This is a genomic window from Mesorhizobium sp. U510, assembly GCF_059180695.1.
This window is the reverse complement of sequence record NZ_CP180532.1, coordinates 555,051-580,911: the sequence shown is the minus strand read 5'-3', so window position 1 is coordinate 580,911 and position 25,861 is coordinate 555,051. Positions and strand designations below refer to the sequence as shown.

Sequence of the window (25,861 nt, the reverse complement as noted above, 5' to 3'; positions counted from 1 at the left end):
CACCTGACGCTGTTTCAATCCGCGTGGAATATCGCATGACCGACGAAACCAGTAAAACGCCAGCCGGCCCGGATGACGATGTGCCGGCAAGAGACCTGTCGCCCGCCGCGCGGCGCGCACTGGCCGAGGCGGAGGCACGGCGCACCGCGTATCGCGAGAAGGAAGCCGGCCTGCCGAAAGAAATCGGCGGCCGGGGCGGCAAGGAACCCGGCCGTTATGGCGACTGGGAGGTCAAAGGCCTGACCAGCGATTTTTAGGGACTGGTCTCAAGCAGCGTCGCGCTGGGCCTCGAGCGCCAGCCAGCCGCGCTCGTCGATGGTGATGCCGACATTGTCATAGCCCGCGATCGCGGCATGGGGCGTCGGCAGCGGATGCGAATGTGTGGCGCTGATCACCATGACTGCGGCTTGCGCGGCCTCGGCCGCCGCGATGCCGGCCGGAGCATCCTCGAACACCAGGCAGTCGCGCGCATCGAAGCCGAGCCGTTGTGCGCCAAGCCGGAAGCAGTCGGGGGCCGGCTTGCCCCGGGAGACGTCTTCAGCCGCGACGATGACCGCGGGGACAGGAATGCCGGCAGCCTCCATGCGCGCTAGCGCGAGGGAGCGCGGCGCCGAGGTGACGATCGCCCAGCTTTCGCCAGGCAGCGCCTTGAGAAACGCCACGGCGCCGGCGATCGGGACAATGCCGTCGAGATCGGCCGCCTCGGCCTTCAGCAGCAGGTCGGCCTCATGCGCCGGGTCGACGCCTGGAAGAGCAAGGTTGGTGATGGTCTCGATCGCCCGCACGCCGTGGATCGTCGGCAGGAAGGCGGCGACGTCGAGGCCATGGCGACGCGCCCAATCGCTCCACACCCGCTCCGCCGAGGCGATGGAATTGATGAGCGTGCCGTCCATGTCGAAAAGGAAGGCCGCGAATTTTCTGCCAGCAAACATGATTTTCCTTGAAGTCCGGGGGAGCGTGTCGAGGGAGGGCGCAACCGTAACGTCAAGGCGCGGGCATGGAAAGGCATGAGGGCGTATTTTGCGGCGGTCCAGGGAACCACTGCCATCTCGCGACGTTTCAACGGCATTCTTTTCCATGACGATCGAAGGGGACCTGTGATGCTGATCCGGCTCGGCTACGAAATCGCCATTGAATGCGCAGAGGCCACCCCGGTGATTTCGCTGCTCGAGATCCACAAGGACAGGCAAGCCGACATCAAGCGGCAGACCCGGGTGCTGACATCGCCTTCGGTGCCGACCAAGCTCTACCATGACCTGCATGGCAATGGCTGCCGCCGCTTCACCGCACCAGCCGGCACCTTTCGCATCCTCTATGACGCAGTGATCGAAGACAGTGGCGAGACGGACGAGGTCAACACGCTGGCCCGGGAAGTGCCAGTGGCCGAATTACCCGACGAGGTGCTCTTCTATCTCCTGGGCAGCCGCTATTGCGAGACCGATCACCTCAGCAGTCTCGCCTGGCAGCTGTTCGGCCATCTTCCCTCCGGCTGGGCACGGGTGCAGGCGATCGTCGACTATGTCCACAACCGGCTGTCGTTCGGCTATGGCTATGCGCGTTCGACCCGCACGGCGGCGCAGGCGCATGAGGAGCGGGTTGGCGTCTGCCGCGACTTCGCCCATCTGGCGATCACGCTCTGCCGCTGCATGAACATTCCAGCGCGCTATGTGAACGGCTATCTCGGCGATATCGGCGTGCCGATCGATCCGGCGCCGATGGATTTCTCGGCCTGGATGGAAGTGTTCCTCGACGGCAAATGGTACACGTTCGATCCACGCCACAACCGGCCCAGGACCGGTCGTGTCGTCATCGCACGCGGCCGCGACGCCACCGACGTGCCCTTGCTGCACAGTTTTGGTCCACACCGGCTCAGCCTGTTCAAGGTGTGGACCTATGAGCAGGAAGGCAATCTGTTCAATCCGCCCCATCACGGTATCGACAGGACGGTCAGCGCACAGATGCTGGCCTAAGGCATGTTGATATTCAGGTGATGCCGGCCTGCAAATGGCTGATACCTGCGCTTCCGGTGCTCACGTACGAATAGTACGCTCCGCTCCGGTTCTCGGCATCAACCATTTTCGGCTCGGCCTGACCTGAATCTCAACACACCTTGGTTCCGTTCGCGCCCCAACTTACTCAGCTATCTCGGGACAACTGCTCCTCTTCGGCACAGAAGGCCTGTGCCGCAACAGGACGTCGCGGAGCAGTCCGCGATTGCTTCGATTCCAGCATGGTAAGCAGTCCGTAAACGCGGATGAAGCCGTGACTTTCCGTTTACCAGTCATTCACCTTCGAAGCAGCCGAAATTCAACAAAAACAATAGGTTGACGGGTCACAGCGCGTTTCCGGCGCTCGACCGGCGACTTCCGGCCGGAATCCTGCATTGCCATCATTGCGGCGACGAGGCCGAGGCAAGCGGAGGCTGTTGGATGCGAAATTACGGGGGTCTTGTTCACGCGGTCGGCGGGTTCGCCAGACACAGGGGTGGAAATTTCGCAATCCTGTTCAGCTTTGCTGCCTCGGTCTTGGTGCTAGCCGCCGGCTTCTCGGTCAACGTCGCGCAGCTCTATAATGCCAGATCGAGCCTGCAAGGCGTGGTCGACGCCGCGGTGACATCGACGGCGCGCGACCTGACGACCGGGGTCATCAAGGAGGCCGACGCCAACAAGGCGGTGCAGAACTTTCTCGTGGCCAACAGCATGGCCGGCATCCTGACGGCTGACCAAGTCGTGCTGGACAGGCTCACCGTCAACCCGACGGCCAGAACCGTGCAGGCGGATGTCCATGTCGATGTCAGCCTTTATTTTCCGCTGTTCGGCATCAGCGACATGCGGCGCGTCGGCGCTTCCACCACAGCACTCTATTCGGACAAGCAGGTCGAGGTCGCCATGATGCTCGACATCACGGGATCGATGGCGAAAAGAGGTAACGTCGACAAGATCGGCGATCTGAAAGCGGCGGCGAAAAACGCGGTCCAGACGATGCTCCAGAACCAGGACCCGAAGAACCCCCGCATCCGCGTCGCGATTGTGCCTTACGCATCTGGCGTGAACGTCGGCAATCTGGCGGAGAACGTCTACGCCGAGGGGCAGGCGAGTTCTGATCTGCCGCCGGTCGCCGGCAGTTCGCTTCTCGTCGCAAAGACGGGAAAGACGACGTTGCCGTCCTTCGGCGACTACAAATCCATTGTCGGCGCGGCAATGCCAAAGACCGACAATTGCGCGACGGAGAGGAAGGACAAGAACGGCAATGCGGATTTGAGTGATGACGGCCCGGACACGGTTCGCACCCACAAGACCGGCAAGAACTACTATGCCCTGGTCAACAGGGATGATCATCTGGGTGGCGGGAGCATGAACAGATGCCCAGACGCAGAAGTGATCCCGCTGACGGCCGATTCCGGCGCTTTGCTTGATTCGATTGGTGCCTTCCGGGCCGATGGTTATACGGCCGGCGCGATCGCCATCCAGTGGACCTATTATATGCTGTCACCGCAATGGCGGGCTGCGATCAAGAATGCCGGTCTCGGCAACGGCGCCTCGGATGCCAATGCGAAGAAGATTGCCAAAGTCGCGATCCTGATGACCGACGGCCAGTTCAATACGGCCTTCGCCGGAGCCGGGGGGAACTACAACGGCCAGGGCAACCTTGCACGTGGCAACGCCGAAGGCCTGTGCGGCAACATGAAGAATGATGGCATCGAGATTTTCGCGATCGGCTTCGATCTGAACGACAAGGACATGTCACCAACCGAGCGGGACCAGGCAAAGGCGGTGCTGAAGGGCTGTTCGTCGAAAGACGCCTCCGCCGCGGACAGGCATTATTTTGAGGTGTCCACCGGAGTGGAATTGGACGCCGCCTTCCAGGAAATCATCCGCAATACCGAAAAGGTCGCACTGACCCAGTAATCCGCAAAAGGAAAAGGCCGCCGCTTCTTTCGAAGCCGGCGGCCTTCCGTGTTTCCGTCCATGGCGCGGCCTGTGGCGACAACCCTTCGGGTTACCTGCCGCGCATCTCGCGCCTTAACGGGAAGACTGCTTCCCGAAAGTGCAATCCGCTGAGGCCACGTTCTGGAAAACGAAATCACTCGACATCGGATCACCTCCTTTCGATTTGTTGAACACATCCTCATGATGGGGTGCGTCGCAGCAAATGACATGGCGGGCTGAAAAAGGCGTCCCGCCGGAAAATGCGGCGCAGTCGGGCCAGCGTGCTTCGGCTTGCGATCCGCAGCCCAAACAGACAACATGGCGTTATCGGTCACGGGAGGGACCATGGACGCCACCGAGAGAGCCGCGCGCATCGTTCGAACCGTGATCGGGGCGCTGAAGCCGGGTTTTGCCGTCAGGCTGTGGACCGGGGAACGGATCGGCCCAGCCGGCGGCCCGGTGCTTGCCATCAACGACCAGGACATCGTCTGGCAACTGGCCCGCCGGCCGAATTTCTCGACGCTGCTCGAAATGTGGATTTCCAAGGCGATCGATGTCGAGGACGGCTCGCTGTTCGATCTCTATGCCCTGCCGTCACAGGGCAAGCTGAGGCTGAAGGCGCTGCCCAAACTGGCGATCCTGCGCGACCTGCCGGCCGTACTGTTTTCGCGGCGGCAGATGACGAAACGGGCCGATCTTGCCGGGCGCAACCCTTTCGTCAGCGGCTCGAACAAGCAGGCGATCGAGCATCACTACGACATTTCGAACGCCTTCTACCGGCTCTTCCTCGACGAGCGCATGGTCTACACCTGCGCCTATTTCACCGATTTCACCAACGGCATCGACCAGGCGCAGAAGGACAAGCTCGACCATATCTGCCGCAAGCTCAGGCTGAAGCCGGGCGACCGGCTGCTCGATATCGGCTGCGGCTGGGGCGCGATGCTGATCCACGCCGCCAAGCACTATGGCGCCATCGGCCATGGCGTGTCGCTGTCGGAGGAACAGACCCGGCTGGCGCGCGAGCGCATTCGTGCCGAGGGGCTGGAGGACAGGATCACCATCGACATCAAATCCTACACCGAGCTCGACGGCAGCTATGACAAGATCTCGTCGATCGGCATGTTCGAGGCGGTCGGCCTCGCCAACCACGCCACCTATTTCTCGACCGTCCACCGGCTCTTGAAGCCGGGCGGCATCTACCTGCACCATGCCATCACGAGGCGCGGCAAGGGCGGCACGCGCAAGACCTTGCGCAAGGGCGCCGAATACAAAGCGCTGATCAAATACATCTTCCCCGGCGGCGAGGTCGACACGATCGGCATGACACTCGGCAATCTCGAGGCGCACGGGTTCCTCGTCGCCGACGTCGAGAATTTGCGCGAGCACTATGCCCGCACCTGCAGGCTGTGGGCCGAGCGCCTGCACGCGCGTTTCGATGAGGCGATCGCCGAGGTCGGCGAGCCCAAGGCACGGCTGTGGCTGCTTTATCTGACCGGCTGTTCGATCACCTTCGATCGCGGCTCGGCGCAGATTTTCCAGACAGTCGTCACCAAGCGAGCGCGGGGGCCAAGCGGCCTGCCGCCGACGCGAGCGGATCTTTATCGGTAGCTACAGAAAACGCATCGCGTCGCCGACCTTGATACCGGCCGGCCGATCCACCGTGCAGTAGACGCCGAGATTGTGCGCGTTGTGGCGGACCAGATTGCGCAGGATCGCCGGGTCGTCGTCGAAGCCGTCCTGGGCGATGATGGTGAAACCGCAGCGGCGGCAAGGCTCCGAGATGGTCACTAGCAATTCGCCGATGGCGAGCTTGCGGCCGATCCATTCCGTTTCGGGAAACGAGCCATCGACCGCCGCCATATCGACGACGATGTTGGGGCGGAAGCGGCGCGGGTCGGCGGCGCCATCCGGATGCAGCGCCTTCAGCCGCGCCAGCGACGCCGTGGTCAGGAGGTGGATCGGCGCCTTGCTGTAGCGGGCGGCGGTGACCGGACCGGCATAGGCAGGCGGGGCATTCTCCCGGCCGAACGGCCGGATCGAGGCGGCGAAGCCGAGATAGGCCGATACTGCGCGGTCGCATTCGACCCCGGGGGCGCTCAGCCAGTCGCCGTCAGGGACGGCGATCTCAAGGTTGCGATCATTGGCCAGCCGGGTGCGGATGCGCGGCACCTTGTGCCATTTCGCCTCGCGGTCGGGCCTGGCGATCTCATTGTCCGAGACATCGACGAGGCCGAACATGCGGTCGCCTGCCATGCCCGCCGGTTCGACCAGAATGGCGTCCTGGCGCTCGCCGGCGAGCGAGCTTGCCGGATAGCGCCAGAGCTGCGCGACAGTGCCAATATCATTCATTGCGATGGTCTCTCGTTCGCCGGGCTTCCCGCGACCTTCGACCAGTCGTTTTCAGCCCTTCTTGTTCTGCCGGTTGGCGATGAGATCGTCAACGACGGCCGGATCGGCGAGCGTCGAGGTGTCGCCAAGGGTGGCAAAATCGTCCTCGGCGATCTTGCGCAGGATGCGGCGCATGATCTTGCCGGAACGCGTCTTGGGCAGGCCGGGGGCGAACTGGATCTTGTCGGGCGAAGCGATTGCGCCGATCTCCTTGCGGACATGGGCGATGAGCTCCTTGCGCAACTCCTCGGTCGGCCCCACCCCCTTCATCAAGGTGACATAGCTGTAGATACCCTGGCCCTTGATGTCGTGGGGATAGCCGACGACGGCGGCCTCCGACACCTTGTCATGGCTGACCAGCGCCGATTCGACCTCGGCCGTGCCCATGCGGTGGCCGGAGACGTTGATGACGTCGTCGACGCGACCGGTGATCCAGTAGTAGCCGTCGGCGTCGCGGCGGCAGCCGTCACCGGTGAAGTACTTGCCCTTGTAGGTGGAGAAATAGGTCTGCACGAAACGGTCGTGATCGCCATAGACGGTGCGCATCTGGCCCGGCCAGGAATCGGTGATGCAGAGATTGCCGTCGGCGGCTCCTTCCAGCACCTTGCCTTCGCCGTCGACCAGCTGCGGCTTGACGCCGAAGAAGGGCCGCGTCGCGGAGCCTGCCTTGAGGTCGGTGGCGCCCGGCAGCGGCGTGATCAGGATGCCGCCGGTCTCGGTCTGCCACCAAGTGTCGACGATCGGCACCTTGCCGTTGCCGACGACGTTGAAATACCACTCCCAGGCTTCCGGGTTGATCGGCTCGCCGACCGAACCGAGCACGCGCAGCGATTTGCGCGAGGTCTTCGTCACCGGGTCGTTGCCGGCGCCCATCAGCGCGCGCAGCGCGGTCGGGGCGGTGTAGAAGATGTTGACCTTGTGCTTGTCGATGACTTCCCAGAAACGCGACTGCGACGGGTAGTTCGGCACGCCCTCGAACATCAGCGTGGTGGCGCCGTTGGCGAGCGGGCCATAGACGATGTAGCTGTGGCCGGTGACCCAGCCGACATCGGCGGTGCACCAGTAGATATCGCCGTCATGGTAGTCGAAGACATATTGGTGGGTCATCGACGCATAGACGAGATAGCCGGCGGTGGTGTGCAGCACGCCCTTCGGCTTGCCGGTCGAGCCTGAGGTGTAAAGGATGAACAGCGGGTCTTCCGCCTTCATCTTCTCGGGCTTGCACTCGGCTTTCACCGTCGCGACCTCGTCGTGATACCAGAGGTCGCGGCCTGGCGCCCAGCCGATCTTGCCGCCGGTGCGGCGCACGACGAGGACGTTCTTCACCATGACGAAGTTCTTCGCGGCGATGTCGATCGCCTTGTCGGTGTTCTCCTTTAGCGGAATCGACTTGCCGCCGCGCAGGCCTTCATCCGACGTAATGACGAAGGTCGATTCGCAGTCGACGATGCGGCCGGCCAGCGCATCGGGCGAGAAGCCCCCGAAGACGATCGAATGGATGGCGCCGATACGCGTGCAGGCCAGCATCGCATAGGCGGCTTCCGGGATCATCGGCATGTAGATGGTGACGCGGTCGCCCTTCTTGACGCCGTGCTTCTTCATCACATTGGCGAGCCGGCAGACATGCTCGTAGAGCTCGTTATAGGTGATCTTCTTGTCGTCGTAGGGGTTGTCGCCTTCCCAGATGATGGCGGTCTGGTCGCCGCGCTTCTTCAGATGGCGGTCGATGCAGTTGTAGGAAACATTGGTCAGCCCGTCCTCGAACCATTTGATCGAGACCTTGCCGTCGAAGGAGGTGTTCTTGACCTTGCTGAACGGCTTGAACCAGTCGATGCGCTTGCCGTGCTTGCCCCAGAACTTGTCCGGGCTCTTGATGCTGTCGGCATACCATTTCAGGTAAGTGTCGTTGTCGATCAGCGCATTCTTCTTCCACGCCGGCTGGACGCGATGGACATGAACCTCGGACATTCCTGACTTTCCTCCCAAACCATACGCCGGCTTGAACCGCCGGCGGGATCGCGGCGAAGCGGCCGCGAATTCGGCGGCATTATTACCAGTTCCGGCGTTCCGGCAATATTAGACGTTGGGTTTGCGTGGCGGGATGCCGCAGGGGCACGGGCTCGCGTTGTCAGCACTCAGGTTAGCTCGCTGCTAACTGTATGTTTTCGCGTCGAAAAGCCTGTTTCGATCAGGAAAAATCAATAGACAGTTAAGCAACGGCGCGCACAATCTGACGTTGGGAGGAAAGGAGATTCAACCAAGGGACCGCCAAGGGGGCAGCAATGCGCGACCATGCCGAAATGGACCTGATGCTCAAAGGCTATGGCCTGACCACGGCCAAGATTCTTTATCATTTCCCCGATCATCCGCATCTCCTGCAGAGCTTCATCTGGCAGGACTACGACATCGCTCCGACGTTTCCGGTGCTGATCAAATTCATCGAATTCTGGAAGGCCAAGCTGGATGGACCGCTGCACTCGGTTGTCTACACCCACCAGAAGCTGATCGCGCCGAATGAATGGCGCAAGGTGGATGGCGAGTTCGTACTGCATTAAGGCGCAGAAGTGTTGACGGAGTGCTTGCGTGATGTATCGCATGCGTTGGTGGTTAGCGGAAATGCGCCCATCGTTTCGTCATCCTCGGGCCTGACCCGAGGATCCATGCCGTGACCTTTGCCGTGGAGTGCAACGGAGCAGAATTCTGCACCGTTGCAACGCCTTGAAGTCGCGGCATGGATCCTAGGGTCTCCGCGACGGAGCTGCGCTCCTGCTTCGCCCTAGGATGACGAACCTCCGAGACCGTGGCCAACTACCAGCGCTTGCGCTGACTCAGCCGGCGCTCAAACGGCCGGCGGGTTCAGCCTGGCGAAACCTTCCTGGCGGCGATAGGGGAAATACGGGTAGGGCGCAGTCACTTCGCTTGCGGCGTCGAGTTTCTTCACCTGCTCCGGCGTCAGCGACCAACCGACGGCGCCGAGGTTCTGGCGCAGTTGCTCCTCGTTGCGGGCGCCGATGATGACGGAGGAAACGGTCGGGCGCTGCAACAGCCAGTTGATGGCGATCTGCGGCACGGTCCTCCCGGTTTCCTGCGCCACCGCGTCCAGCGCATCCATCACCCGGTAGAGATGTTCGTCCTCGACCGGCGGGCCAAAGCTTGCGGTGTCATTCAGCCGGCTCTTTTCCGGCAGAGGCTGGCCACGGCGAATCTTGCCGGTCAGCCGCCCCCAGCCGAGCGGGCTCCACACCAGCGCGCCGACGCCCTGGTCGAGGCCGAGCGGCATCAGTTCCCACTCATAGTCGCGGCCGACCAGCGAATAGTAGACCTGGTGCGCGACATAGCGCGGATAACCGTGCTTATCGGCCTCCGCCAGCGACTTCATCACTTGCCAGCCGGAGAAGTTGGAGACGCCGACATAGCGCAGCTTGCCGGCGCGCACGAGCTCGTCCAGCGTCGACAGCACCTCCTCGATCGGCGTGCCGGCGTCGAAGGCATGCAGTTGCAACAGGTCGATGTAGTCGGTGCCGAGGCGCTTCAGCGCGGCGTCCACGGATTTGATCAGGCGCGAACGCGAAGAGCCGTAATCGGCCGGCCCGTCGCCCATCGGCAAGGACGTCTTGGTCGAGATCAGCACGGCATCGCGCCGGCCCTTGATGGCTTCGCCGAGCACCTCTTCCGAGGCGCCGTTCGAATAGACGTCGGCGGTGTCGAACAGATTGACGCCGGCGTCCAGGCAGATGTCGACCAGCCGCCGCGCTTCCTTGGCGTCGCTGTTGCCCCAGGCGCCGAACAGCGGGCCGGAGCCGCCAAAGGTTCCCGCGCCGAAGGAGAGTGCGGGCACTTTCAGGCCCGACGCGCCGAGACGTCGATAGTCCATGATTTTGTCCTTTCAATTGCTGGATGAAGTCAGTTGCCGGCTGCTCAATTCTTGATCAGTTGGCCGAGATCGATGGCCGCGGCCATGGCCCGGTTTCCCTTGTCGCCCGGATGGAGGTGGTCGCCGGAATCGAACTCCGGCAGCAGGCGTGTCGGGTGCACGGGATCGCGGAGCAGCAGGTCGAAGTCGACGACCGCATCGAAGGCACCGCTGGTTCTGATCCAGTTGTTGACCTTCTGGCGCAACGCTTCTTTTTCAGGCGTGTAGTAGGCATCGAGCGGCGTGCCGCTCAGCGCGCCCTCAAAGGGCGTCAACGTGCCGCCGATGATGATCAGATTATGGGCGTGGGCCTGGGCTGCGAGTTGCAGGTATCCAGTGGTGAGTGCCGCCAGAGAGGGCAGGGATTTCTCAGGTGCGAATGGCGTGCCGGGCCAGCTGATATCGTTGATGCCGATGAGCAGGATGACTGCCTTGACGCCGGGCTGAGCCAGCACGTCACGGTTGAAGCGCGCCGAAGCCTTCACGCCCATCGCATCATCCAGCAGCCGCGCTCCGGATATGCCTGCGTTGAGCACCGACACTTGCTTCGAGACGAGGCGCTCGGCGAGGACGTCCGGCCACCGGTTGTCGGCGTCCAGCGTGGCGCCATTGCCGTCGGTGATCGAATCGCCGATGGCGATGACGGCGCCATTATTTGCCGGCGCATCGACCAGGATCTCGCTGACCAAGGTACGCGCGTCGGTGGTCTGCGCGGCCGCGATGGTTTCGGAAGCCGTCTGGTTGCCGTCGCCGATATAGGCGGTCTGCTTGCCGTCCCAATGGAAGGTGGCGATCGGTGTGGGCTGCGGCAGATAGACCGATATTGAAAGGCGGCTCAAGGCGTCGAGGGGCAATTCCACCGGATCGCTGACCAAAGGCGCGCCTGCCGGAACTGTTGCCTTTGCCTGACCGCCGAATGTGACGGCTCGATCGGTGCCGGCGGTGATTTTCGAGTCCTCGCCAGCTCTCGCCGCACGTATTTCGCCGATCTGGATCGGCACGTTTGAATATTCGTTCGACAGGACGATGCGGAACCGCCTGCCGCCAACGCTGGTCCTGACCGTCTGGCGTATGGTCTGGTTCTCGAGCTTTGGCACCATTTTCACCGGCAAGGCAAAATCGGTTCCCCATGTCGGTTGAGGGCTGGCCGTCCAGGTGCCCACCCAATCCTGTTTCTCGTTGGCAATTGCCGGGCTGACCATCGACGAAGCCGCCAAAGCGAGCGCGCCCAGCGTCAGGCGCGTTGCCAGCAGGGCAACGGTGGTGCGGCGGATCGGAAGCGTCATAGGGTTCTCCTCTCGGGTCTGGTTTCGGGGCGTCTGTCGACGGTCGATATCGGTGCTGCCATCACTTCATGGAGGCGGTGCCGGCAGCAGCCGGGATCAGCCGCTCTTCATGTCTGTCGAGGCGCAGGGCCAGCCCGGCCACGGCGAGTGCCGCGACCGGCAGCAAGGCGGCGACCCAGGTGAGGGAACCCAGCCCAAGGCCATGGGCGATGACCGCGCCGCCGAGCCAGGCGCCGGCGGCATTGCCGAGATTGAAGGCGGCGATGTTGAAGGAGGAGGCAAGGCTCTGGCCGGCGCCTTGCGCCTTGTCCAGCACCCACATCTGCAACGGCGCCACGGTGCCGAAGGCGGCGGCCCCTAGCAGACCGACATAGATGACGGCCAGGACCTGGCTGTGGATGGCGAAGCTCATGGTGGCGAGCACCGCCGCCAGCACCACGAGACTGCCCAGCACCGCCGGCACCAGCCAGCGGTCGGCGACCTTGCCGCCGGCGAGGTTGCCGGCGATGAGACCGCCGCCGAAGACGAGCAGGATCGGCGACACGGCGGCTTCCTTGAAGCCGCTGATCTCGGTCAACAGCGGAGCGATGTAGGTGAAGACGGCGAAGACGCCGGCATAGCCAAGCACGGTGGTAGCAAGGCCGAGCAGGACCGGCGTGCGACGCAGCACGGCGAGATCGGCGCGCAGGTCGCTCTTCTCGGGCGCGACCTGGCTGCGCGGCACCAGGGCCAGGATGACGGCGAAGGCCGCGAGGCCGACCGCGGTCACCGCCCAGAAGGTCGCGCGCCAGCCGAAGGCCTGGCCGAGCCAGGTGCCGAAGGGCACGCCGAGGATGTTGGCGATGGTGAGCCCGGTGAACATCAGCGCGATCGCCGACGCCTTCTTGTTGGGCGCGACCAGGCCGGTGGCGACGACAGAGCCGACGCCGAAGAACGTGCCATGGGCAAAGGCGGTGATGATCCGGGCGCCCATCAGGGTCCAATAGTCGGGCGCCAGCGCACAGGCGAGATTGCCCAGCGTGAAGATCGCCATCAGCGCCAGCAGCACGGTCTTGCGCGGCCAGTTGCCGGTGGCGATGGTGAGCAGCGGCGCGCCGATGACGACGCCCAGCGCATAGCCCGAAATGAGCTGGCCGGCAGCCGAGATCGAGACGCCGAGGTCCTTGCTGACATCGATCAGCAGACCCATGATGACGAATTCGGTGACGCCAATGCCAAAGGCACCGGCGGCGAGGGCGTAGAGAGCAAGAGGCATGGCGGTTCCCACTTTGGCAACGACGAGCGCCTTGTCCAAACCGCGCTCCGGCCCGAAAGATCGTGTCGCCATGCACTGTGAACCAGACTTGTGTTGGGCACATTTTCTGTGAAATAGATTCACAAATGGCCAGACCCGACATCAACCGCTCCGGCGAGATCGAAGTCTTCGTGCGCGTTGTCGAGGCGGGCAGCTTCTCGGCGGCTGCGCGCACGTTGCGCATGACGCCATCGGCCGTCAGCAAGCTGATCGCGCGTCTGGAGGCTCGGCTCGGCGCGCGGCTGGTTAGCCGTTCGACACGCAAGCTGCAGCTGACGCCGGAGGGAACGGCGTTCTACGACAGCGGATTGCGTATCCTGGCCGACATGGCAGCGGCCGAGCGCGAGGCGGCGGCGGGTGCCGCACCGCGCGGGAGGCTGCGCGTCAACACCTACGTGCCCTTCGGCGTGCACCGGCTGATCCCGCTCTTGCCGCGCTTCCTTGAACGCTATCCCGAAATCTCGATCGATCTGGTGCTGACCGACAGCGTCATCGACCTGATGGCCGAACGGGCCGATGTCGCAATCCGCGCCGGGCCGCTCGGCGAATCGCGGCTGGTGGCGCGCAAGCTCGGACAGAGCCCGGTGGTGGTGGTTGCGGCCCCGTCCTATCTCGAAGCGCACGGCAAGCCTCTGACGCCGGCCGACCTCGATGGGCATAATCTCATGGGCTTCGGCTTCGTCAGGCATATCGATGGCTGGCCGTTTGTCGACGCTGAAGGCCGCGCGGTCATGGTCCCGATCACCGGCAACACGCTGGTCAGCGACGGCGAGGCGATGCGGCTGATGACGCTGGCCGGAGCCGGGATCTCCCGGCTGGCGCGCTGGCATGTCGCGGCCGATATCGCTGCCGGGCGGCTGGTGGCACTGCTGGAGGATTTCAATCCGGGCGACGAGGAGGCGACCCACGCCGTCTATGTCGGCCAGGGCCGGCATCTGCCGGCGCGGGTGCGGGCCTTTCTCGATTTTCTGGCCGAGACCGTGCGGCTCTGAGGAAACGCAGGTTTTCAAGGTCCGTTCGACAACCCGACAGGGGCGGGATATGGAATCCCCGTCCGTTCATCATCACGGGCGCCTCGCGCCCAGGCACGGAGCGCGTTGGCATTCAGGAGGCGTGAATTGGTCCGCTCGTCCTTGGTCACGGCATCCCTGCTTGCCATCGTGACATGGCTGCATGCTCCGACGATCTGCGAGGCTGCCGAGGCCGCCCCACCTGCCGCGAACGCCAGCGATGACGACGTCAAGCAACTGCTCTCTGTGGTTCTGGCGGAAACGGAGCATTTCTGGGGCGCCACCTTCAAAGCTGGCGGATCGACCTATGAGGAGCCCAAGCTGGTGCTGTTCACCGGCTCCATCGCAACCGCATGCGGTGCTGTTTCAGGGACATCATACTGCGCGGCCGACCACAGAATTTATCTCGATCCGGCGTTTCCCGGGCTTCGAGAGATTGGGTCGACCGGTGACTTCGCCAAGGCGCTGATTCTCGCCCGAGAAGTTGGGCACCATGTGCAGAATATCTCCGAAGTTCCACACCCTGATGTAACCGACGGCAACCAGCAAGCCGCGATCATCCGATCGGAACAGGTCGAGCTCCAGGCCGATTGTTTTGCAGGACTGTGGAGCCGCTATGTCCGGGACCGGCACCTGCTTGAAGATACCGATCTGACGCAGGCCAGGGGGCTCCTTCGAGCTCTCGGAGACGATCAGCCCGCCAACGCCTCAAGAAATTCGACGGCGAAGAGGTACGGCACCTCGGAACAGAGGATCCGCTGGTTTGATCGAGGCCTTGCCGGAAAAGCCATCGCGGACTGCAACACGTTTGCCGATCCGCTTTGATGCCGACCCACCCGTCGCCCTGCCGGGCGAGTTGCGCCATTACTGGCCGATAGACTTCGAGGCGTTCCTGATCGCGCGGCCCTGGCGAAGCGCGAAAAGGCCGCGCGTCCGAAGGGACGCGCGGCCTTTTGGAAATCGCGTCGTGTCGGAGACGGACTACCCCTTCGCCACGAACGGCGCCGGGCGACGGCCGGCCGCCTGGCGCTCCAGCATCCAGCCGGGATATTCGGACGGCAGCGCGCTGACCTCGTCGAGCCTGGCGAGATCGTCCGCGTCGAGCTTTACTCCCGTCGCGGCAAGGTTCTGTTCGAGCTGGTCCATGCGGCTGGCACCGATGATGACGCTCATCACGAAGGGCTTGGCCAGGACATAGCCGAGCGCCACCGTGGCAACGCTGACGTCATGCTTCCCGGCAATCTCGCGCATGACGGCGACGGCCGCCCAGGCGCGGTCCTCGTTGACCGGAGGGAAGTTGAAGGATGCGCGGCGGCCCTCGCCATTGCCCGGCGCGCCAGGACCGTATTTGCCGGAAAGCAGGCCGCCCGCCATCGGCGACCACACCATCAGGCCGAGTTTTTCTTCGCTGATGAGCGGCACGATCTCGCGCTCGAGGTCGCGTCCGGCGATCGAATAATAGGACTGGATGGTCTCGAAGCGGGCGAAGCCCTTGCGGTCGGCGATGCCGAGCGCCTTGGCGATGCGCCATGCCGCCCAGTTGGAAACGCCGACATAGCGGACCTTGCCGCTGGCAACGAGGTCGTCCAGCGCCCGCAGCGTCTCGTCGATCGGCGTCACCGCGTCGGTACCGTGCAGCTGATAGAGATCAATATGGTCGAGCTGCAGCCGTTCGAGGCTGGCATCGACCGAATCCATGATGTGGCCGCGCGAGGAGCCACGCTCGTTCGGACCCTGGCCCATGGTGCCATGCACCTTGGTGGCGATGACGACATCCGAACGTTTGACGCCGAGGTCCCTGAGCGACTGGCCGAGCAGGCGCTCGGACTCACCGAAGGAGTAGACGTCGGCCGTGTCGAAGAAATTGACGCCGGCGGCGATCGAGCGGCCGACGATCTCGTTGACGCCCTTCTGGTCGAGGCTGGCGATCAGGCCCCATTGGGCATTCTGGCCGGCGGCGCCGAAAGTCATGGTGCCGAGGCACAGTTCGGAGACGAACATCCCCGTATTTCCAAGCTGGTTGTAACGCATGGCGAAGGCTCCAGGAGAAATGTGTGATGACACAAAACAAATAGGAACGGAACGTTTCGTTTCCAGCCGTGGCGCAACCGGCTTGCCGAACTGGCCCAAAGGCGTGCGTATCAGCGGCTGCCGAAGATCGCCGAGCCTACCCTGACGCTGGTGGCGCCGAAGGCGATGGCCGTCTCGTAGTCGCCGGACATGCCCATCGATAGTTTTTCGACGCCGGCCTCGCGGGCAAGCTTTTCCAGCAGGGCGAAATGCGGGCCGGGGTTCTCGTCGGCCGGCGGGATGCACATAAGCCCTTCGATGGCGAGGCCGTGGACATCGCGGCAGCGGGCAACGAAGGCGATCGCGGCGCGCGGCTCGATGCCGGCCTTCTGCGGCTCGGAGCCGGTGTTGACCTGGACATAGAGTTTTGGCGCGCGGCCTTGCCTGGCGATTTCCTTGGCGAGTTCGGCGGCGATTTTCTCGCGGTCGACCGTCTCGATGACGTCGAACAGCGCCACCGCCTCCTTGGCCTTGTTCGACTGCAGCGGACCGATGAGATGCAATTCGATATCGGCGAAGGCCTGCTTCAGATCAGGCCATTTGCCTTGCGCTTCCTGCACGCGGTTCTCGCCGAAGACCCGTTGGCCGGCCTCGATCACTGGCCGGATGTCGGCGGCGTCAAAGGTCTTGGAGACGGCCACCAGCGTCACCGCGCCGGCCTCGCGGCGGGCTTCCCGCTCGGCGGCGGCGATCTTCGCCTTGACCGCGAAAAACTGCTGAACGGTGTCACCCATGTGCAAATCCCGCTGTTTTGACCCGCGTTTTTAGCCGCTGCGATGCCCATATGGTTGACGGGTTTGCCAAACCATGGTGAACACCCGGACCACATTCCTTGGACCGCCGGGCCAGTCGCCCGCGGTTCGCGCCTGCTTTTAAGTGAAAAACGTCCCATGGCAACCGAACGATACAATCCGCGCGCGTCAGAACCCAAATGGCAGAAGGCCTGGGCCGAAAAGAAGCTGTTCGAAGCGCACAATGACGATCCGCGCCCGAAATACTACGTGCTCGAGATGTTCCCCTATCCGTCGGGGAAGATCCACATCGGCCACACCCGCAACTACACGATGGGCGACGTGGTGGCGCGCTACAAGCGGGCCAAGGGTTTCAATGTGCTGCACCCGATGGGCTGGGACGCTTTCGGCATGCCGGCCGAGAACGCGGCGATGCAGAACAAGGTCCATCCCAAGGAATGGACCTACCAGAACATCGCCACCATGCGCGAGCAGCTCAAGGTCATGGGCCTGTCGCTGGACTGGGCGCGCGAATTCGCGACCTGCGACGTCGACTACTACCACCGCCAGCAGATGCTGTTCCTCGATTTCGTCGAGAAGGGGCTGGTGACGCGCAAATCCTCGAAGGTCAACTGGGACCCGGAGGACATGACCGTGCTCGCCAACGAGCAGGTCATCGACGGTCGCGGCTGGCGCTCCGGCGCGCTGGTCGAACAGCGCGAGCTGACGCAGTGGTTCTTCAAGATCACCGACTTTGCGCAGGACCTGCTGGATTCGCTCGAAGGCCTCGACGAATGGCCCGAAAAAGTGAAGCTGATGCAGCAGAACTGGATCGGCCGTTCGGAAGGCCTGCTGATCCGCTGGCCTCTGGCCTCTGACGTTGCCGGCGAACATGAGCTGGAAGTCTACACGACGCGGCCCGATACCATTTTCGGCGCCTCCTTCATGGCTGTCGCCGCCGATCATCCGCTGGCCAAGAAGGCGGCCGAGACCAATCCGGCGCTGGCGAAGTTCATCGACGAAGTCCGCCATATGGGCACTTCGGTGGCCGCACTAGAGACGGCCGAGAAGAAGGGCTTCGACACCGGCATCCGTGTCGTCCATCCCTTCGACGACAGCTGGACGCTGCCTGTCTACGTCGCCAATTTCGTGCTGATGGAATACGGCACCGGCGCCATCTTCGGCTGCCCGTCCGGCGACCAGCGCGACCTCGACTTCGCCAACAAATACGGCTTGCCGGTGATCCCGGTGGTGATGCCGGAGGGCGGCGATGCGAAGTCGTTCCAGATCACGGAAGAAGCGTATGTCGACGACGGCGTGATGATCAATTCGCGCTTCCTCGACGGCATGACGCCGGACCGCGCCTTCGACGAAGTGGCGAAGCTGCTGGAGCAGAAGACGATCGGCAACCGGCCTATGGCCGAGCGCAAGGTGAATTTCCGCCTGCGCGACTGGGGCATTTCGCGTCAGCGCTACTGGGGCTGCCCGATCCCGATGATCCATTGCGAGGATTGCGGCGTGGTGCCGGTGCCGAAGGCCGACCTGCCGGTCAAGCTGCCCGACGATGTCGATTTCGACCGGCCGGGCAACCCGCTCGACCGGCATCCGACCTGGCGGCATGTGAAGTGCCCGCAATGCGGCAGGGATGCGCGGCGCGAGACCGACACGATGGACACGTTCGTCGATTCGTCCTGGTATTTTGCCCGCTTCACCGCGCCCTGGGCCAATGAGCCGACCGAGCCCAAGGCCGCCGACGACTGGCTGGCGGTCGACCAGTATATTGGCGGCATCGAGCACGCGATCCTGCACCTGCTCTATTCGCGCTTCTTCACCCGCGCCATGCGCGCGACCGGGCATCTCGACCTTGCCGAGCCGTTCAAGGGCCTGTTCACGCAAGGCATGGTGGTGCACGAGACCTACCGCGTCGGTGGCGCCTCGAACAATGGCCGCTGGCTGTCGCCGGCTGAGGTCAGGATCGAGGATGCCGAAGGCAAGCGCCGCGCCATCGAGATCGCCACCGGCGAAGAGGCGGCGATCGGCTCGCTCGAAAAGATGTCGAAGTCGAAGAAGAACACGGTCAGCCCGGAAGACATCACCGACGGCTACGGCGCCGACACCGCGCGCTGGCTCATGCTGTCGGATTCGCCGCCCGAGGGCGACGTCGAGTGGACCGACGATGGCGCCGCCGGCGCGCATCGCTTCATGCAGCGCATCTGGCGCCTGGTGTCTACGGCAGCCGAAACGCTGGCAGGCGTCGAGCCCGTGGCGGCCAATTCCGGCGAGGCTGCAGCGGTCTCCAAAGCCGCGCACAAGATCCTGAAGGCGGTCGGCGAGGACATCGAGAAGCTCGGCTTCAACCGTGCCATCGCCCGCATCTATGAACTGGCCAATGTGCTGACAACGCCGCTCAACCAGGTAGCGGAAGGCAAGGCCGATCCGGCACTGCAGGGCGCCTGCCGCGAGGCGGTGGAGATCCTGGTGCATCTGATCGCGCCTGTCATGCCGCATCTGGCCGAAGAGTGCTGGGAGACGCTCGGCGGCACCGATCTGGTCGCCGAACGGCCATGGCCGGTCTTCGACCCGGCGCTGGTCGTCGACAACGAAGTGACCTATCCAGTGCAGGTCAACGGCAAGAAGCGGGGGGATTTGACAATTGCCCGCGACGCGGACCAAGGTGCGGTCGAAAAAGCGGTACTGGCTCTCGACTTCGTGCAGAAAGCACTCGAAGGTAAGGCTCCGCGCAAGGTGATCATCGTGCCGCAGAGGATCGTCAATGTCGTTGCCTGATCGGGAAAAGACAGAGCTGAGCCGTCTGCTGCGCCGCGTGGCGCTTGTCGGCTCGCTGGCGCTGGTTTCGGCCTGCACGGTGCACCCGCTCTATTCCAGCGCGCCGTTGTCGACGGGCGCGAGCGCCAATGCCGAGCTGGCGTCGATCGCCATCAAGCCGGTCAGGACGCGTTATGCCCAGCAGGTGCGCAACAATCTGATCTTCGGCTTCGGGCGGGGTGCCGGCGAACCGGCGTCGCCGCTTTATTCGCTTACTCTCAGCGTGACCGAAGCTGTTGAATCCTCGGCCCTCGTGCAGGTCGGCACCGATGAGGACGAGCCGACCGCCGGCTCGGTGACGCTGACCGCCAACTATACGCTGACCGATGCGAAAACCGGCGCCGTCATCACCGTCGGCAAGCGCTCGATCACCTCGTCCTTCGACAGGCCGCGCCAGGAATTTGCCTCGTACCGGGCGCAGATCGATGCCGAGAACCGCGCCGCGCGCGAACTGGCCGAGGCGCTGCAGCTGTCCATCGCCCAGGATCTGGTCCGGCACGGGAAGGCGGCCAGCTAGCGCCACCTTCTTTTCAGGGAAAACGCTGCCTCGATCCTGGTGCATGGCCCGCTTCGCGATGGCCGAGCGTTCTCTTTTTGACCCGACGCATGTGCGCGAGCGGATGATCGTGAGGTGACGATCATCGGCTCGAATCCGGCTCGTGTGCCATCGCCGCGAAAGATATTTTTCGGCCGCTCCAAAAGCGCTGACGGGAAGCAACTGTTAACCACTCGCTCCCTATTGCTCAGCAGACATTTCAGAGTGAGTCTTGAGAATGGAATCCAAGCGTTTTCCTCGGGTCAATTCATTGAAGCCAGCTTCGCCCGATGACCCCGAGGGAAAGCGTTTCAACGGCCCGGGCGGCAAGGCGGGCGGCCAGCAGACCGGCGCGGCCGCGGCCGGCAATTTCCCGCCACCTGTCGATCTCGGCGGCAACGAAAGCCCCGCCTGGCAGGAATATTTCTTCCTGGCGCCCAATGTGCGGTTTACCCGCACCCCGGACTATGAAGCCAGCCCGCGCCATCCGCGCCAGGTCACCTCCGAGCAAGGCGAACCGCCGGCGCGGCAAGCCGTCGCACAGCCTGCCGCGGCCGCGACGTCGTCCGCAGTCTCATCCTCGTCATTGTCTGCGGCGATGAAGAGCCGGAACGCCGCTGTGGAAGCCGCCCGGCCGCCCGCCGGCGACAAAGCCGCGATGCATGAAAGATCGCCGGCCTCCGTTGCGCCAAGGCATGCCAGCGAAAAGGCGCGGACCGTCGTGACGGCCGGTCCGAGGATGGCCGCAACAGCACGGGCATCCGCACCGGCCGCGTCTGCCCAGGCAATGGCGGCGCCAGTCAGGACGACAGGCCGCGAAACCGTCCGCTGGCCCTATCTGTCGGATCACGTCTTCTTCGAGCTCATGGCGCCCTACATGATCGAAGGTTCGTCGCAGACGTCGCGAGCCGTCCCGGTCCCGCGCGCCGCCGCGCCAGTTGCCGCCGGTCGGATCGATGTCCGCGCCGCGCCCTCGGCCGACCCGACCGCGTCGTTCCGCGTCATCGACTGGCTTCCAGGCCAGCAAGCCCCTGCCGCTTTGCCGGATGTCCGGCCGGCCAACTCCAACGAAGCCGCGGTTCAGCCGGTAGCGGGTGGTGTGCCGAAGCGAGCCCAAGCGCGGATGGCAACCTCTGTTGTCGCGGGCAAGGCCGCTCCGGCGCAGGTCGCGCAAGGCGCCGAGGAGACCGTGCAGGCTCCGGCCGTGCGCGCCTCTTCGCCGCTGCCTTTGGTCGGCAAGATCGTGCCGGCCACGACCGGCGAGGCGTATGAACTTCCCTCGGAAGAGCTGCTGCAGCAGCCGCCGGAAGGGCAGGGCTTCTACATGTCGCAGGAGCGGCTCGAGCAGAATGCCGATCTTCTGGAAAGCGTGCTCGAGGATTTCGGCGTGCGCGGCGAGATCATCCACGTTCGCCCCGGTCCAGTCGTCACCCTCTATGAGTTCGAGCCGGCGCCGGGCGTCAAATCGTCCCGCGTCATCGGCCTTGCCGACGACATCGCCCGCTCCATGTCGGCGATTTCGGCGCGCGTCGCCGTCGTGCCCGGCCGCAACGTCATCGGCATCGAGCTGCCGAACGAGACGCGCGAGACCGTCTATTTCCGAGAACTGATCGAATCGCAGGGTTTCCGCAAGACCAGCTGCAAGCTGGCGCTTTGCCTCGGCAAGACGATCGGCGGCGAGCCCGTCATCGCCGAACTGGCGAAGATGCCGCACCTGCTCGTCGCCGGCACCACCGGCTCCGGCAAGTCGGTCGCCATCAACACCATGATCCTGTCGCTGCTCTACCGGCTGAAGCCGGAAGAATGCCGGCTGATCATGGTCGATCCGAAGATGCTGGAGCTCTCCGTCTATGACGGCATCCCACATCTTCTGACGCCCGTCGTCACCGATCCCAAGAAGGCCGTTACGGCGCTCAAATGGGCGGTGCGCGAGATGGAGGACCGCTATCGCAAGATGGCGCGGCTCGGCGTGCGCAACATTGACGGCTACAATGAGCGCGCCGCCCAAGCCCGCGACAAGGGCGAGGCGGTCGTCATGACCGTGCAGACAGGCTTCGAAAAGGGCACCGGCGAGCCGCTGTTCGAGCAGCAGGAAATCGATCTGGCGCCGATGCCCTACATCGTCGTCATCGTCGACGAGATGGCTGACCTGATGATGGTCGCCGGCAAGGAGATCGAAGGCGCGATCCAACGCCTGGCGCAGATGGCGCGCGCCGCCGGCATACATCTGATCATGGCAACGCAACGCCCCTCGGTCGATGTCATCACCGGCACGATCAAGGCCAACTTCCCGACCCGCATTTCCTTTCAGGTCACCTCCAAGATCGACAGCCGCACCATCCTGGGCGAGCAGGGCGCCGAACAGCTGCTCGGTCAGGGCGACATGCTGCACATGATGGGCGGCGGGCGCATTTCGCGCGTGCATGGCCCCTTTGTCTCCGACGCCGAGGTCGAACACGTCGTGGCGCATCTGAAGGCGCAGGGCCGCCCGGAATATCTGGAGACCGTGACCGCCGACGAGGACGAGGAAGAGGTCGACGACGATCAGGGCGCGGTCTTCGACAAGGGATCCGTCGCGGCCGAGGACGGCGATTCCAGCTATGACGAAGCGGTCAAGGTGGTGGTGCGCGACAAGAAGTGTTCGACGTCCTACATCCAGCGCCGGCTCGGCATCGGCTACAACCGCGCCGCTTCCCTGGTCGAGCGCATGGAGAAGGAAGGCCTGGTCGGCGCGCCCAACCATGTCGGCAAGCGCGAGATCATCATGGGCCGGCGCCCGCCGGCGGCCGCGCCTGACGATGACGGCACGGAATGATCGGCGGCCCTTTCGACAATCGGACATCTTCCGACGGATAATAAAAAAGGCCGGTTGCCCGGCCTTTTCTCATTGAAACGGTACGATCTCAGCCGATCTTCTGGCCGGTCTTGGCCCAGTCGGCGAGGAAGGCGGCGAGACCCTTGTCGGTCAGCGGATGGTTGACCAGCGCCTTCAGCGTCGCCGGCGGCGCGGTGATGACGTCGGCGCCGATCAGGGCCGCCTGCTTGACGTGGTTCACCGTGCGCACCGAAGCGGTCAGAATCTCGGTCTGGTAATCGTAATTGTCGTAGATCTGGCGGATCTCCTGGATCAGCTCCATGCCGTCCGAGCCGGTGTCGTCGATGCGGCCGACGAAGGGCGAGATGAACGAGGCGCCGGCCTTGGCGGCGAGCAGCGCCTGGTTGGCCGAGAAGCACAGCGTGACGTTGACCATGCGGTTCATCTGGGTGCGGATCGTCTTGCAGGCCTTCAGGCCGTCCAGCGTCAGCGGCACCTTGATGCAGACATTGGGCGCGATCTTGGCCAGCACCTCGGCCTCCGCCATCATGTCCTTGTACTCGGTCGCCACGACTTCGGCCGAAACCGGACCCTGGACGATGTCGCAGATCTGCTTGGTGACGTCGGCGATCTTGCCGCCGGATTTGAGAATCAGCGACGGATTGGTGGTGACGCCGTCGAGCAGCCCCAGATCGTTGAGTTCACGGATATCCTTGATGTCGGCGGTATCGACAAAAAATTTCATGGCGGGTCTCCTGAAGATTCTTATGTGCATGCCATGCACATTCGGGGTCGGCCTTTGATCTAGACCAAAGTCAGGGCAAGGTCACGCCTCATGATCGAAGATTCGCCCTTTGTCGCAGCCGCGCCGGTGCTGGTGCCGATGCCTGCCGAACGCCCTTACACCTATGCCGTGCCGGCCGGCATGCGCGTCGTGCCGGGGTCAATCGTGCGCGTGCCGCTCGGGCCGCGCCAGGTCGCCGGGATCGTCTGGGACGCCGCGGTCGAGACTGTCGATGCGAAAAAACTGCGCCCGATCGAACAGGTTTTCGACTGCCCGCCGATCGACCGTTCGATGCGCCGTTTCGTCGACTGGGTGGCGCAATACACGCTGTCGGCGCCCGGCATGGTGGCACGCATGCTGCTCAGAGCGCCGGAGGCGTTCGACCCGGAACCCTGGATCGAGGGGCTGCAGCGCACGCTTATCATTCCCGACCGGATGACGGATGCGCGGGCGCGTGTGCTGGAGACGGCCGAAGGTGGGTTGGCCTGGACGCGATCGGGCCTCGCGCATGCGGCCGGTGTGTCGTCGACGGTGATCGAGGGGCTGAAGGCGCAAGGCGTGTTCGAGGCGGTGATGATCCCGCCGCGCCCGGTCGTGGCAGCACCTGATCCGAGCTATGCCGTGCCGGAATTGATGCCGGACCAGAGCGACGCCGCATCGATGCTGCGCGCCAATGTCGCGGCCGGCGCCTTCAACGTCGCGCTGCTCGACGGCGTCACCGGGTCTGGCAAGACGGAGGTCTATTTCGAGGCGGTGGCGGCGGCGCTCGACCAGGGCAAGCAGGTGCTGATCCTTTTGCCGGAAATTGCGCTGACCCACGCTTTCCTCGAACGCTTCCAGCAGCGCTTCGGCGCCAAGCCGGGCGAATGGCATTCCGACCTGCCGCCCAGGATGCGCGAAAAAGTCTGGCGGCAGGTGGCGGAAGGCACGGTGCGCGTCGTTGCCGGCGCGCGCTCGGCGCTGTTCCTGCCGTTCAAGGAGCTTGGCCTGATCGTCGTCGACGAGGAGCACGACCCTGCCTACAAGCAGGAGGACCGTGTCTTCTACAATGCGCGCGACATGGCGGTGGTGCGCGGCCATATTGGCGGCTTTCCGGTGGTGCTGGCGTCGGCGACACCTTCGGTCGAGAGCCGCGTCAATGCGAGCCAAGGCAAGTACAACAGGGCCATCCTTTCCGCCCGCTTCGCCGAGGCGGCGCTGCCGCAGCTGAAGTCGATCGACATGCGGCGCGCGCCACCGGCGCGTGGCGGCTTCCTGTCTCCGGTGCTGATCGACCATATGCGCAAGACGCTGGAGAAGAAGGAACAGTCGCTCCTGTTCCTCAACCGGCGCGGCTATGCGCCGCTGACGCTGTGCCGCGTCTGCGGCCACCGTTTCGGCTGCCCGGTCTGTTCGGCCTGGCTGGTCGAGCATCGCTTTCGCGGCCAGCTGGTCTGCCATCATTGCGGGCACAATGAACGCCGCCCCGAAGCCTGCCCGGAATGCGGTACGCTCGACCATCTGGTCGCCTGCGGCCCGGGTGTCGAGCGCATCGCCGAGGAGGTCGTCACGCATTTCCCCGATGCGCGCACCATCGTCTTGTCGTCCGACCTGATGGGCGGGGTGCGGCGGCTGCGGCTGGAACTGGAAGCGATCGCCGATGGCGAGGCCGATATCGTCATCGGCACGCAGCTCGTGGCCAAGGGCCACAATTTTCCCAACATGACGCTGGTCGGCGTCGTCGATGCCGATCTCGGTCTTGCCAATGGCGATCCGCGCGCCGCCGAGCGCACCTTCCAGCTGCTCAGCCAGGTGACCGGCCGCGCCGGCCGCACCGGCAAGAAGAGCCTCGGCCTGCTGCAGACTTTCCAGCCCGACCATCCGGTGATGCGGGCGATCGTCTCGGGCGATGCCGAGGCTTTTTACGAGCGCGAGATCGCCGAGCGGGAGCGGGCGGCCCTGCCGCCCTTCGGCCGGTTGGCCGGCGTCATCGTCAGCGCGGTGACGCGAGCGGAAGCGGAAGGGCATGCACGCGGCCTGCGCCGCGCTGCGCCCGAGGCGTCGGACCTGTTCGTGCTGGGGCCGGCGGAAGCGCCGCTCTCCCTGCTCGGCGGTCGCCACAGGTTCCGCCTGCTGATCCAGGGCGAACGGCGCGCCGACATGCAAGGATTTATCCGCGCCATGCTGGCCAATGGGCCGAAGCAGCGCGGCTCGGTCCGGGTGCAGGTCGACATCGACCCGCAGAGCTTTTTGTAAGGTCGCCATATCGGCGATAGGCTGCTGGCCAGCGAGAAACGGAAG

20 protein-coding genes are annotated in these 25,861 nt (G+C 64.1%); 11 read left to right on the top strand and 9 right to left on the bottom strand.

What is annotated here, in order from left to right; translation table 11 throughout:
* Positions 1-35: 35 nt before the first annotated feature.
* Complete coding sequence (locus tag ACLGL5_RS04745; protein ID WP_027047512.1) at positions 36-257, top strand: DUF1674 domain-containing protein; 222 nt, start codon at positions 36-38, stop codon at positions 255-257.
* Between the two features lie 9 nt (positions 258-266).
* Here ACLGL5_RS04745 and ACLGL5_RS04740 read toward each other — a convergent pair whose 3' ends face one another.
* Positions 267-932 (bottom strand): HAD-IA family hydrolase, encoded by a 666-nt coding sequence (locus tag ACLGL5_RS04740; RefSeq protein WP_069090436.1) that lies wholly within the window; start codon positions 930-932, stop codon positions 267-269.
* Positions 933-1,100: 168 nt separating this feature from the next.
* Between ACLGL5_RS04740 and ACLGL5_RS04735 the strand changes: the two genes are divergently transcribed.
* The 3 genes from ACLGL5_RS04735 (at position 1,101) to ACLGL5_RS04725 (ending at position 5,537) form a co-directional block, all read left to right on the top strand.
* On the top strand, positions 1,101-1,970 hold the full coding sequence (locus ACLGL5_RS04735; RefSeq protein WP_019861867.1) for a transglutaminase-like domain-containing protein: 870 nt from the start codon (positions 1,101-1,103) through the stop codon (positions 1,968-1,970).
* Positions 1,971-2,429: 459 nt separating this feature from the next.
* Entirely contained in the window at positions 2,430-3,908 is a 1,479-nt protein-coding gene (locus ACLGL5_RS04730; RefSeq protein WP_069090435.1) for a pilus assembly protein TadG-related protein, read from the top strand.
* Positions 3,909-4,274: 366 nt separating this feature from the next.
* On the top strand, positions 4,275-5,537 hold the full coding sequence (locus ACLGL5_RS04725) for an SAM-dependent methyltransferase (protein WP_069090434.1): 1,263 nt from the start codon (positions 4,275-4,277) through the stop codon (positions 5,535-5,537).
* Here the strand turns inward: ACLGL5_RS04725 and ACLGL5_RS04720 are convergent, their stop codons facing one another.
* Positions 5,538-6,278 carry an MOSC domain-containing protein gene (locus tag ACLGL5_RS04720; RefSeq protein ID WP_069090433.1) on the bottom strand — a complete coding sequence of 247 codons (741 nt, stop codon included), beginning with the start codon at positions 6,276-6,278 and terminating at the stop codon, positions 5,538-5,540. It lies immediately after the preceding gene.
* Positions 6,279-6,329: 51 nt separating this feature from the next.
* Positions 6,330-8,285 carry an acetate--CoA ligase gene (gene acs / locus ACLGL5_RS04715; RefSeq protein WP_019861863.1) on the bottom strand — a complete coding sequence of 652 codons (1,956 nt, stop codon included), beginning with the start codon at positions 8,283-8,285 and terminating at the stop codon, positions 6,330-6,332.
* A gap of 314 nt (positions 8,286-8,599) precedes the next feature.
* On the opposite strand from acs, the gene ACLGL5_RS04710 reads away from it, so the two are divergent.
* A complete protein-coding gene (locus tag ACLGL5_RS04710; protein WP_019861862.1) occupies positions 8,600-8,872 on the top strand; it encodes an usg protein in 273 nt (90 codons plus the stop codon).
* Between the two features lie 284 nt (positions 8,873-9,156).
* Here the strand turns inward: ACLGL5_RS04710 and ACLGL5_RS04705 are convergent, their stop codons facing one another.
* The 3 genes from ACLGL5_RS04705 to ACLGL5_RS04695 form a co-directional block, all read right to left on the bottom strand.
* Complete coding sequence (locus ACLGL5_RS04705) at positions 9,157-10,191, bottom strand: aldo/keto reductase (RefSeq protein ID WP_038650367.1); 1,035 nt, start codon at positions 10,189-10,191, stop codon at positions 9,157-9,159.
* 44 nt (positions 10,192-10,235) lie between these two features.
* A complete protein-coding gene (locus tag ACLGL5_RS04700) occupies positions 10,236-11,516 on the bottom strand; it encodes an SGNH/GDSL hydrolase family protein (protein ID WP_069090432.1) in 1,281 nt (426 codons plus the stop codon).
* Between the two features lie 61 nt (positions 11,517-11,577).
* Positions 11,578-12,771, bottom strand: coding sequence for an MFS transporter (locus ACLGL5_RS04695; protein ID WP_069093211.1), 1,194 nt, complete (start codon positions 12,769-12,771; stop codon positions 11,578-11,580).
* Positions 12,772-12,896: 125 nt separating this feature from the next.
* Between ACLGL5_RS04695 and ACLGL5_RS04690 the strand changes: the two genes are divergently transcribed.
* On the top strand, positions 12,897-13,802 hold the full coding sequence (locus tag ACLGL5_RS04690; protein WP_032932139.1) for a LysR family transcriptional regulator: 906 nt from the start codon (positions 12,897-12,899) through the stop codon (positions 13,800-13,802).
* A 126-nt stretch (positions 13,803-13,928) separates the two neighbouring features.
* Positions 13,929-14,645: a neutral zinc metallopeptidase gene (locus ACLGL5_RS04685; protein WP_069090431.1), complete on the top strand. Its 717-nt coding sequence runs from the start codon at positions 13,929-13,931 to the stop codon at positions 14,643-14,645.
* Between the two features lie 156 nt (positions 14,646-14,801).
* On the opposite strand, the gene ACLGL5_RS04680 is transcribed toward ACLGL5_RS04685, so the two are convergent.
* Entirely contained in the window at positions 14,802-15,851 is a 1,050-nt protein-coding gene (locus ACLGL5_RS04680) for an aldo/keto reductase (protein WP_032932138.1), read from the bottom strand.
* A gap of 110 nt (positions 15,852-15,961) precedes the next feature.
* Positions 15,962-16,624, bottom strand: a complete 663-nt coding sequence (locus ACLGL5_RS04675; protein ID WP_069090430.1) for a YggS family pyridoxal phosphate-dependent enzyme — start codon at positions 16,622-16,624, stop codon at positions 15,962-15,964.
* A 156-nt stretch (positions 16,625-16,780) separates the two neighbouring features.
* On the opposite strand from ACLGL5_RS04675, the gene leuS reads away from it, so the two are divergent.
* The 3 genes from leuS to ACLGL5_RS04660 all read left to right on the top strand — a co-directional run bounded on the left by leuS (position 16,781) and on the right by ACLGL5_RS04660 (position 22,797).
* Positions 16,781-19,408, top strand: coding sequence for a leucine--tRNA ligase (gene leuS / locus ACLGL5_RS04670; protein WP_038650359.1), 2,628 nt, complete (start codon positions 16,781-16,783; stop codon positions 19,406-19,408).
* Positions 19,395-19,964: an LPS assembly lipoprotein LptE gene (gene lptE / locus ACLGL5_RS04665; RefSeq protein WP_069090429.1), complete on the top strand. Its 570-nt coding sequence runs from the start codon at positions 19,395-19,397 to the stop codon at positions 19,962-19,964. Before leuS ends, lptE begins: the two co-directional genes overlap by 14 nt.
* A gap of 256 nt (positions 19,965-20,220) precedes the next feature.
* Positions 20,221-22,797 (top strand): DNA translocase FtsK, encoded by a 2,577-nt coding sequence (locus ACLGL5_RS04660; RefSeq protein WP_069090428.1) that lies wholly within the window; start codon positions 20,221-20,223, stop codon positions 22,795-22,797.
* 88 nt (positions 22,798-22,885) lie between these two features.
* Here ACLGL5_RS04660 and fsa read toward each other — a convergent pair whose 3' ends face one another.
* The gene (gene fsa, locus ACLGL5_RS04655) at positions 22,886-23,542 is read right to left on the bottom strand and encodes a fructose-6-phosphate aldolase (RefSeq protein WP_010912160.1); all 657 of its coding nucleotides are present in this window, start codon (positions 23,540-23,542) and stop codon (positions 22,886-22,888) included.
* A 90-nt stretch (positions 23,543-23,632) separates the two neighbouring features.
* Here fsa and ACLGL5_RS04650 point away from each other — a divergent pair, with 90 nt between their 5' ends.
* A complete protein-coding gene (locus ACLGL5_RS04650; RefSeq protein ID WP_069090427.1) occupies positions 23,633-25,816 on the top strand; it encodes a primosomal protein N' in 2,184 nt (727 codons plus the stop codon).
* The last annotated feature ends 45 nt before the right edge of the window (positions 25,817-25,861 follow it).

Bases quoted from the DNA above. Each gene is read 5' to 3' on its own strand.
- ACLGL5_RS04745 (WP_027047512.1), top strand. From the start codon at position 36: ATGACCGACGAAACCAGTAAAACGCCAGCCGGCCCGGATGACGATGTG.
- ACLGL5_RS04740 (WP_069090436.1), bottom strand. From the start codon at position 932: ATGTTTGCTGGCAGAAAATTCGCGGCCTTCCTTTTCGACATGGACGGC.
- ACLGL5_RS04735 (WP_019861867.1), top strand. From the start codon at position 1,101: ATGCTGATCCGGCTCGGCTACGAAATCGCCATTGAATGCGCAGAGGCC.
- ACLGL5_RS04730 (WP_069090435.1), top strand. From the start codon at position 2,430: ATGCGAAATTACGGGGGTCTTGTTCACGCGGTCGGCGGGTTCGCCAGA.
- ACLGL5_RS04725 (WP_069090434.1), top strand. From the start codon at position 4,275: ATGGACGCCACCGAGAGAGCCGCGCGCATCGTTCGAACCGTGATCGGG.
- ACLGL5_RS04720 (WP_069090433.1), bottom strand. From the start codon at position 6,278: ATGAATGATATTGGCACTGTCGCGCAGCTCTGGCGCTATCCGGCAAGC.
- acs (WP_019861863.1), bottom strand. From the start codon at position 8,285: ATGTCCGAGGTTCATGTCCATCGCGTCCAGCCGGCGTGGAAGAAGAAT.
- ACLGL5_RS04710 (WP_019861862.1), top strand. From the start codon at position 8,600: ATGCGCGACCATGCCGAAATGGACCTGATGCTCAAAGGCTATGGCCTG.
- ACLGL5_RS04705 (WP_038650367.1), bottom strand. From the start codon at position 10,191: ATGGACTATCGACGTCTCGGCGCGTCGGGCCTGAAAGTGCCCGCACTC.
- ACLGL5_RS04700 (WP_069090432.1), bottom strand. From the start codon at position 11,516: ATGACGCTTCCGATCCGCCGCACCACCGTTGCCCTGCTGGCAACGCGC.
- ACLGL5_RS04695 (WP_069093211.1), bottom strand. From the start codon at position 12,771: ATGCCTCTTGCTCTCTACGCCCTCGCCGCCGGTGCCTTTGGCATTGGC.
- ACLGL5_RS04690 (WP_032932139.1), top strand. From the start codon at position 12,897: ATGGCCAGACCCGACATCAACCGCTCCGGCGAGATCGAAGTCTTCGTG.
- ACLGL5_RS04680 (WP_032932138.1), bottom strand. From the start codon at position 15,851: ATGCGTTACAACCAGCTTGGAAATACGGGGATGTTCGTCTCCGAACTG.
- ACLGL5_RS04675 (WP_069090430.1), bottom strand. From the start codon at position 16,624: ATGGGTGACACCGTTCAGCAGTTTTTCGCGGTCAAGGCGAAGATCGCC.
- leuS (WP_038650359.1), top strand. From the start codon at position 16,781: ATGGCAACCGAACGATACAATCCGCGCGCGTCAGAACCCAAATGGCAG.
- lptE (WP_069090429.1), top strand. From the start codon at position 19,395: ATGTCGTTGCCTGATCGGGAAAAGACAGAGCTGAGCCGTCTGCTGCGC.
- ACLGL5_RS04660 (WP_069090428.1), top strand. From the start codon at position 20,221: ATGGAATCCAAGCGTTTTCCTCGGGTCAATTCATTGAAGCCAGCTTCG.
- fsa (WP_010912160.1), bottom strand. From the start codon at position 23,542: ATGAAATTTTTTGTCGATACCGCCGACATCAAGGATATCCGTGAACTC.
- ACLGL5_RS04650 (WP_069090427.1), top strand. From the start codon at position 23,633: ATGATCGAAGATTCGCCCTTTGTCGCAGCCGCGCCGGTGCTGGTGCCG.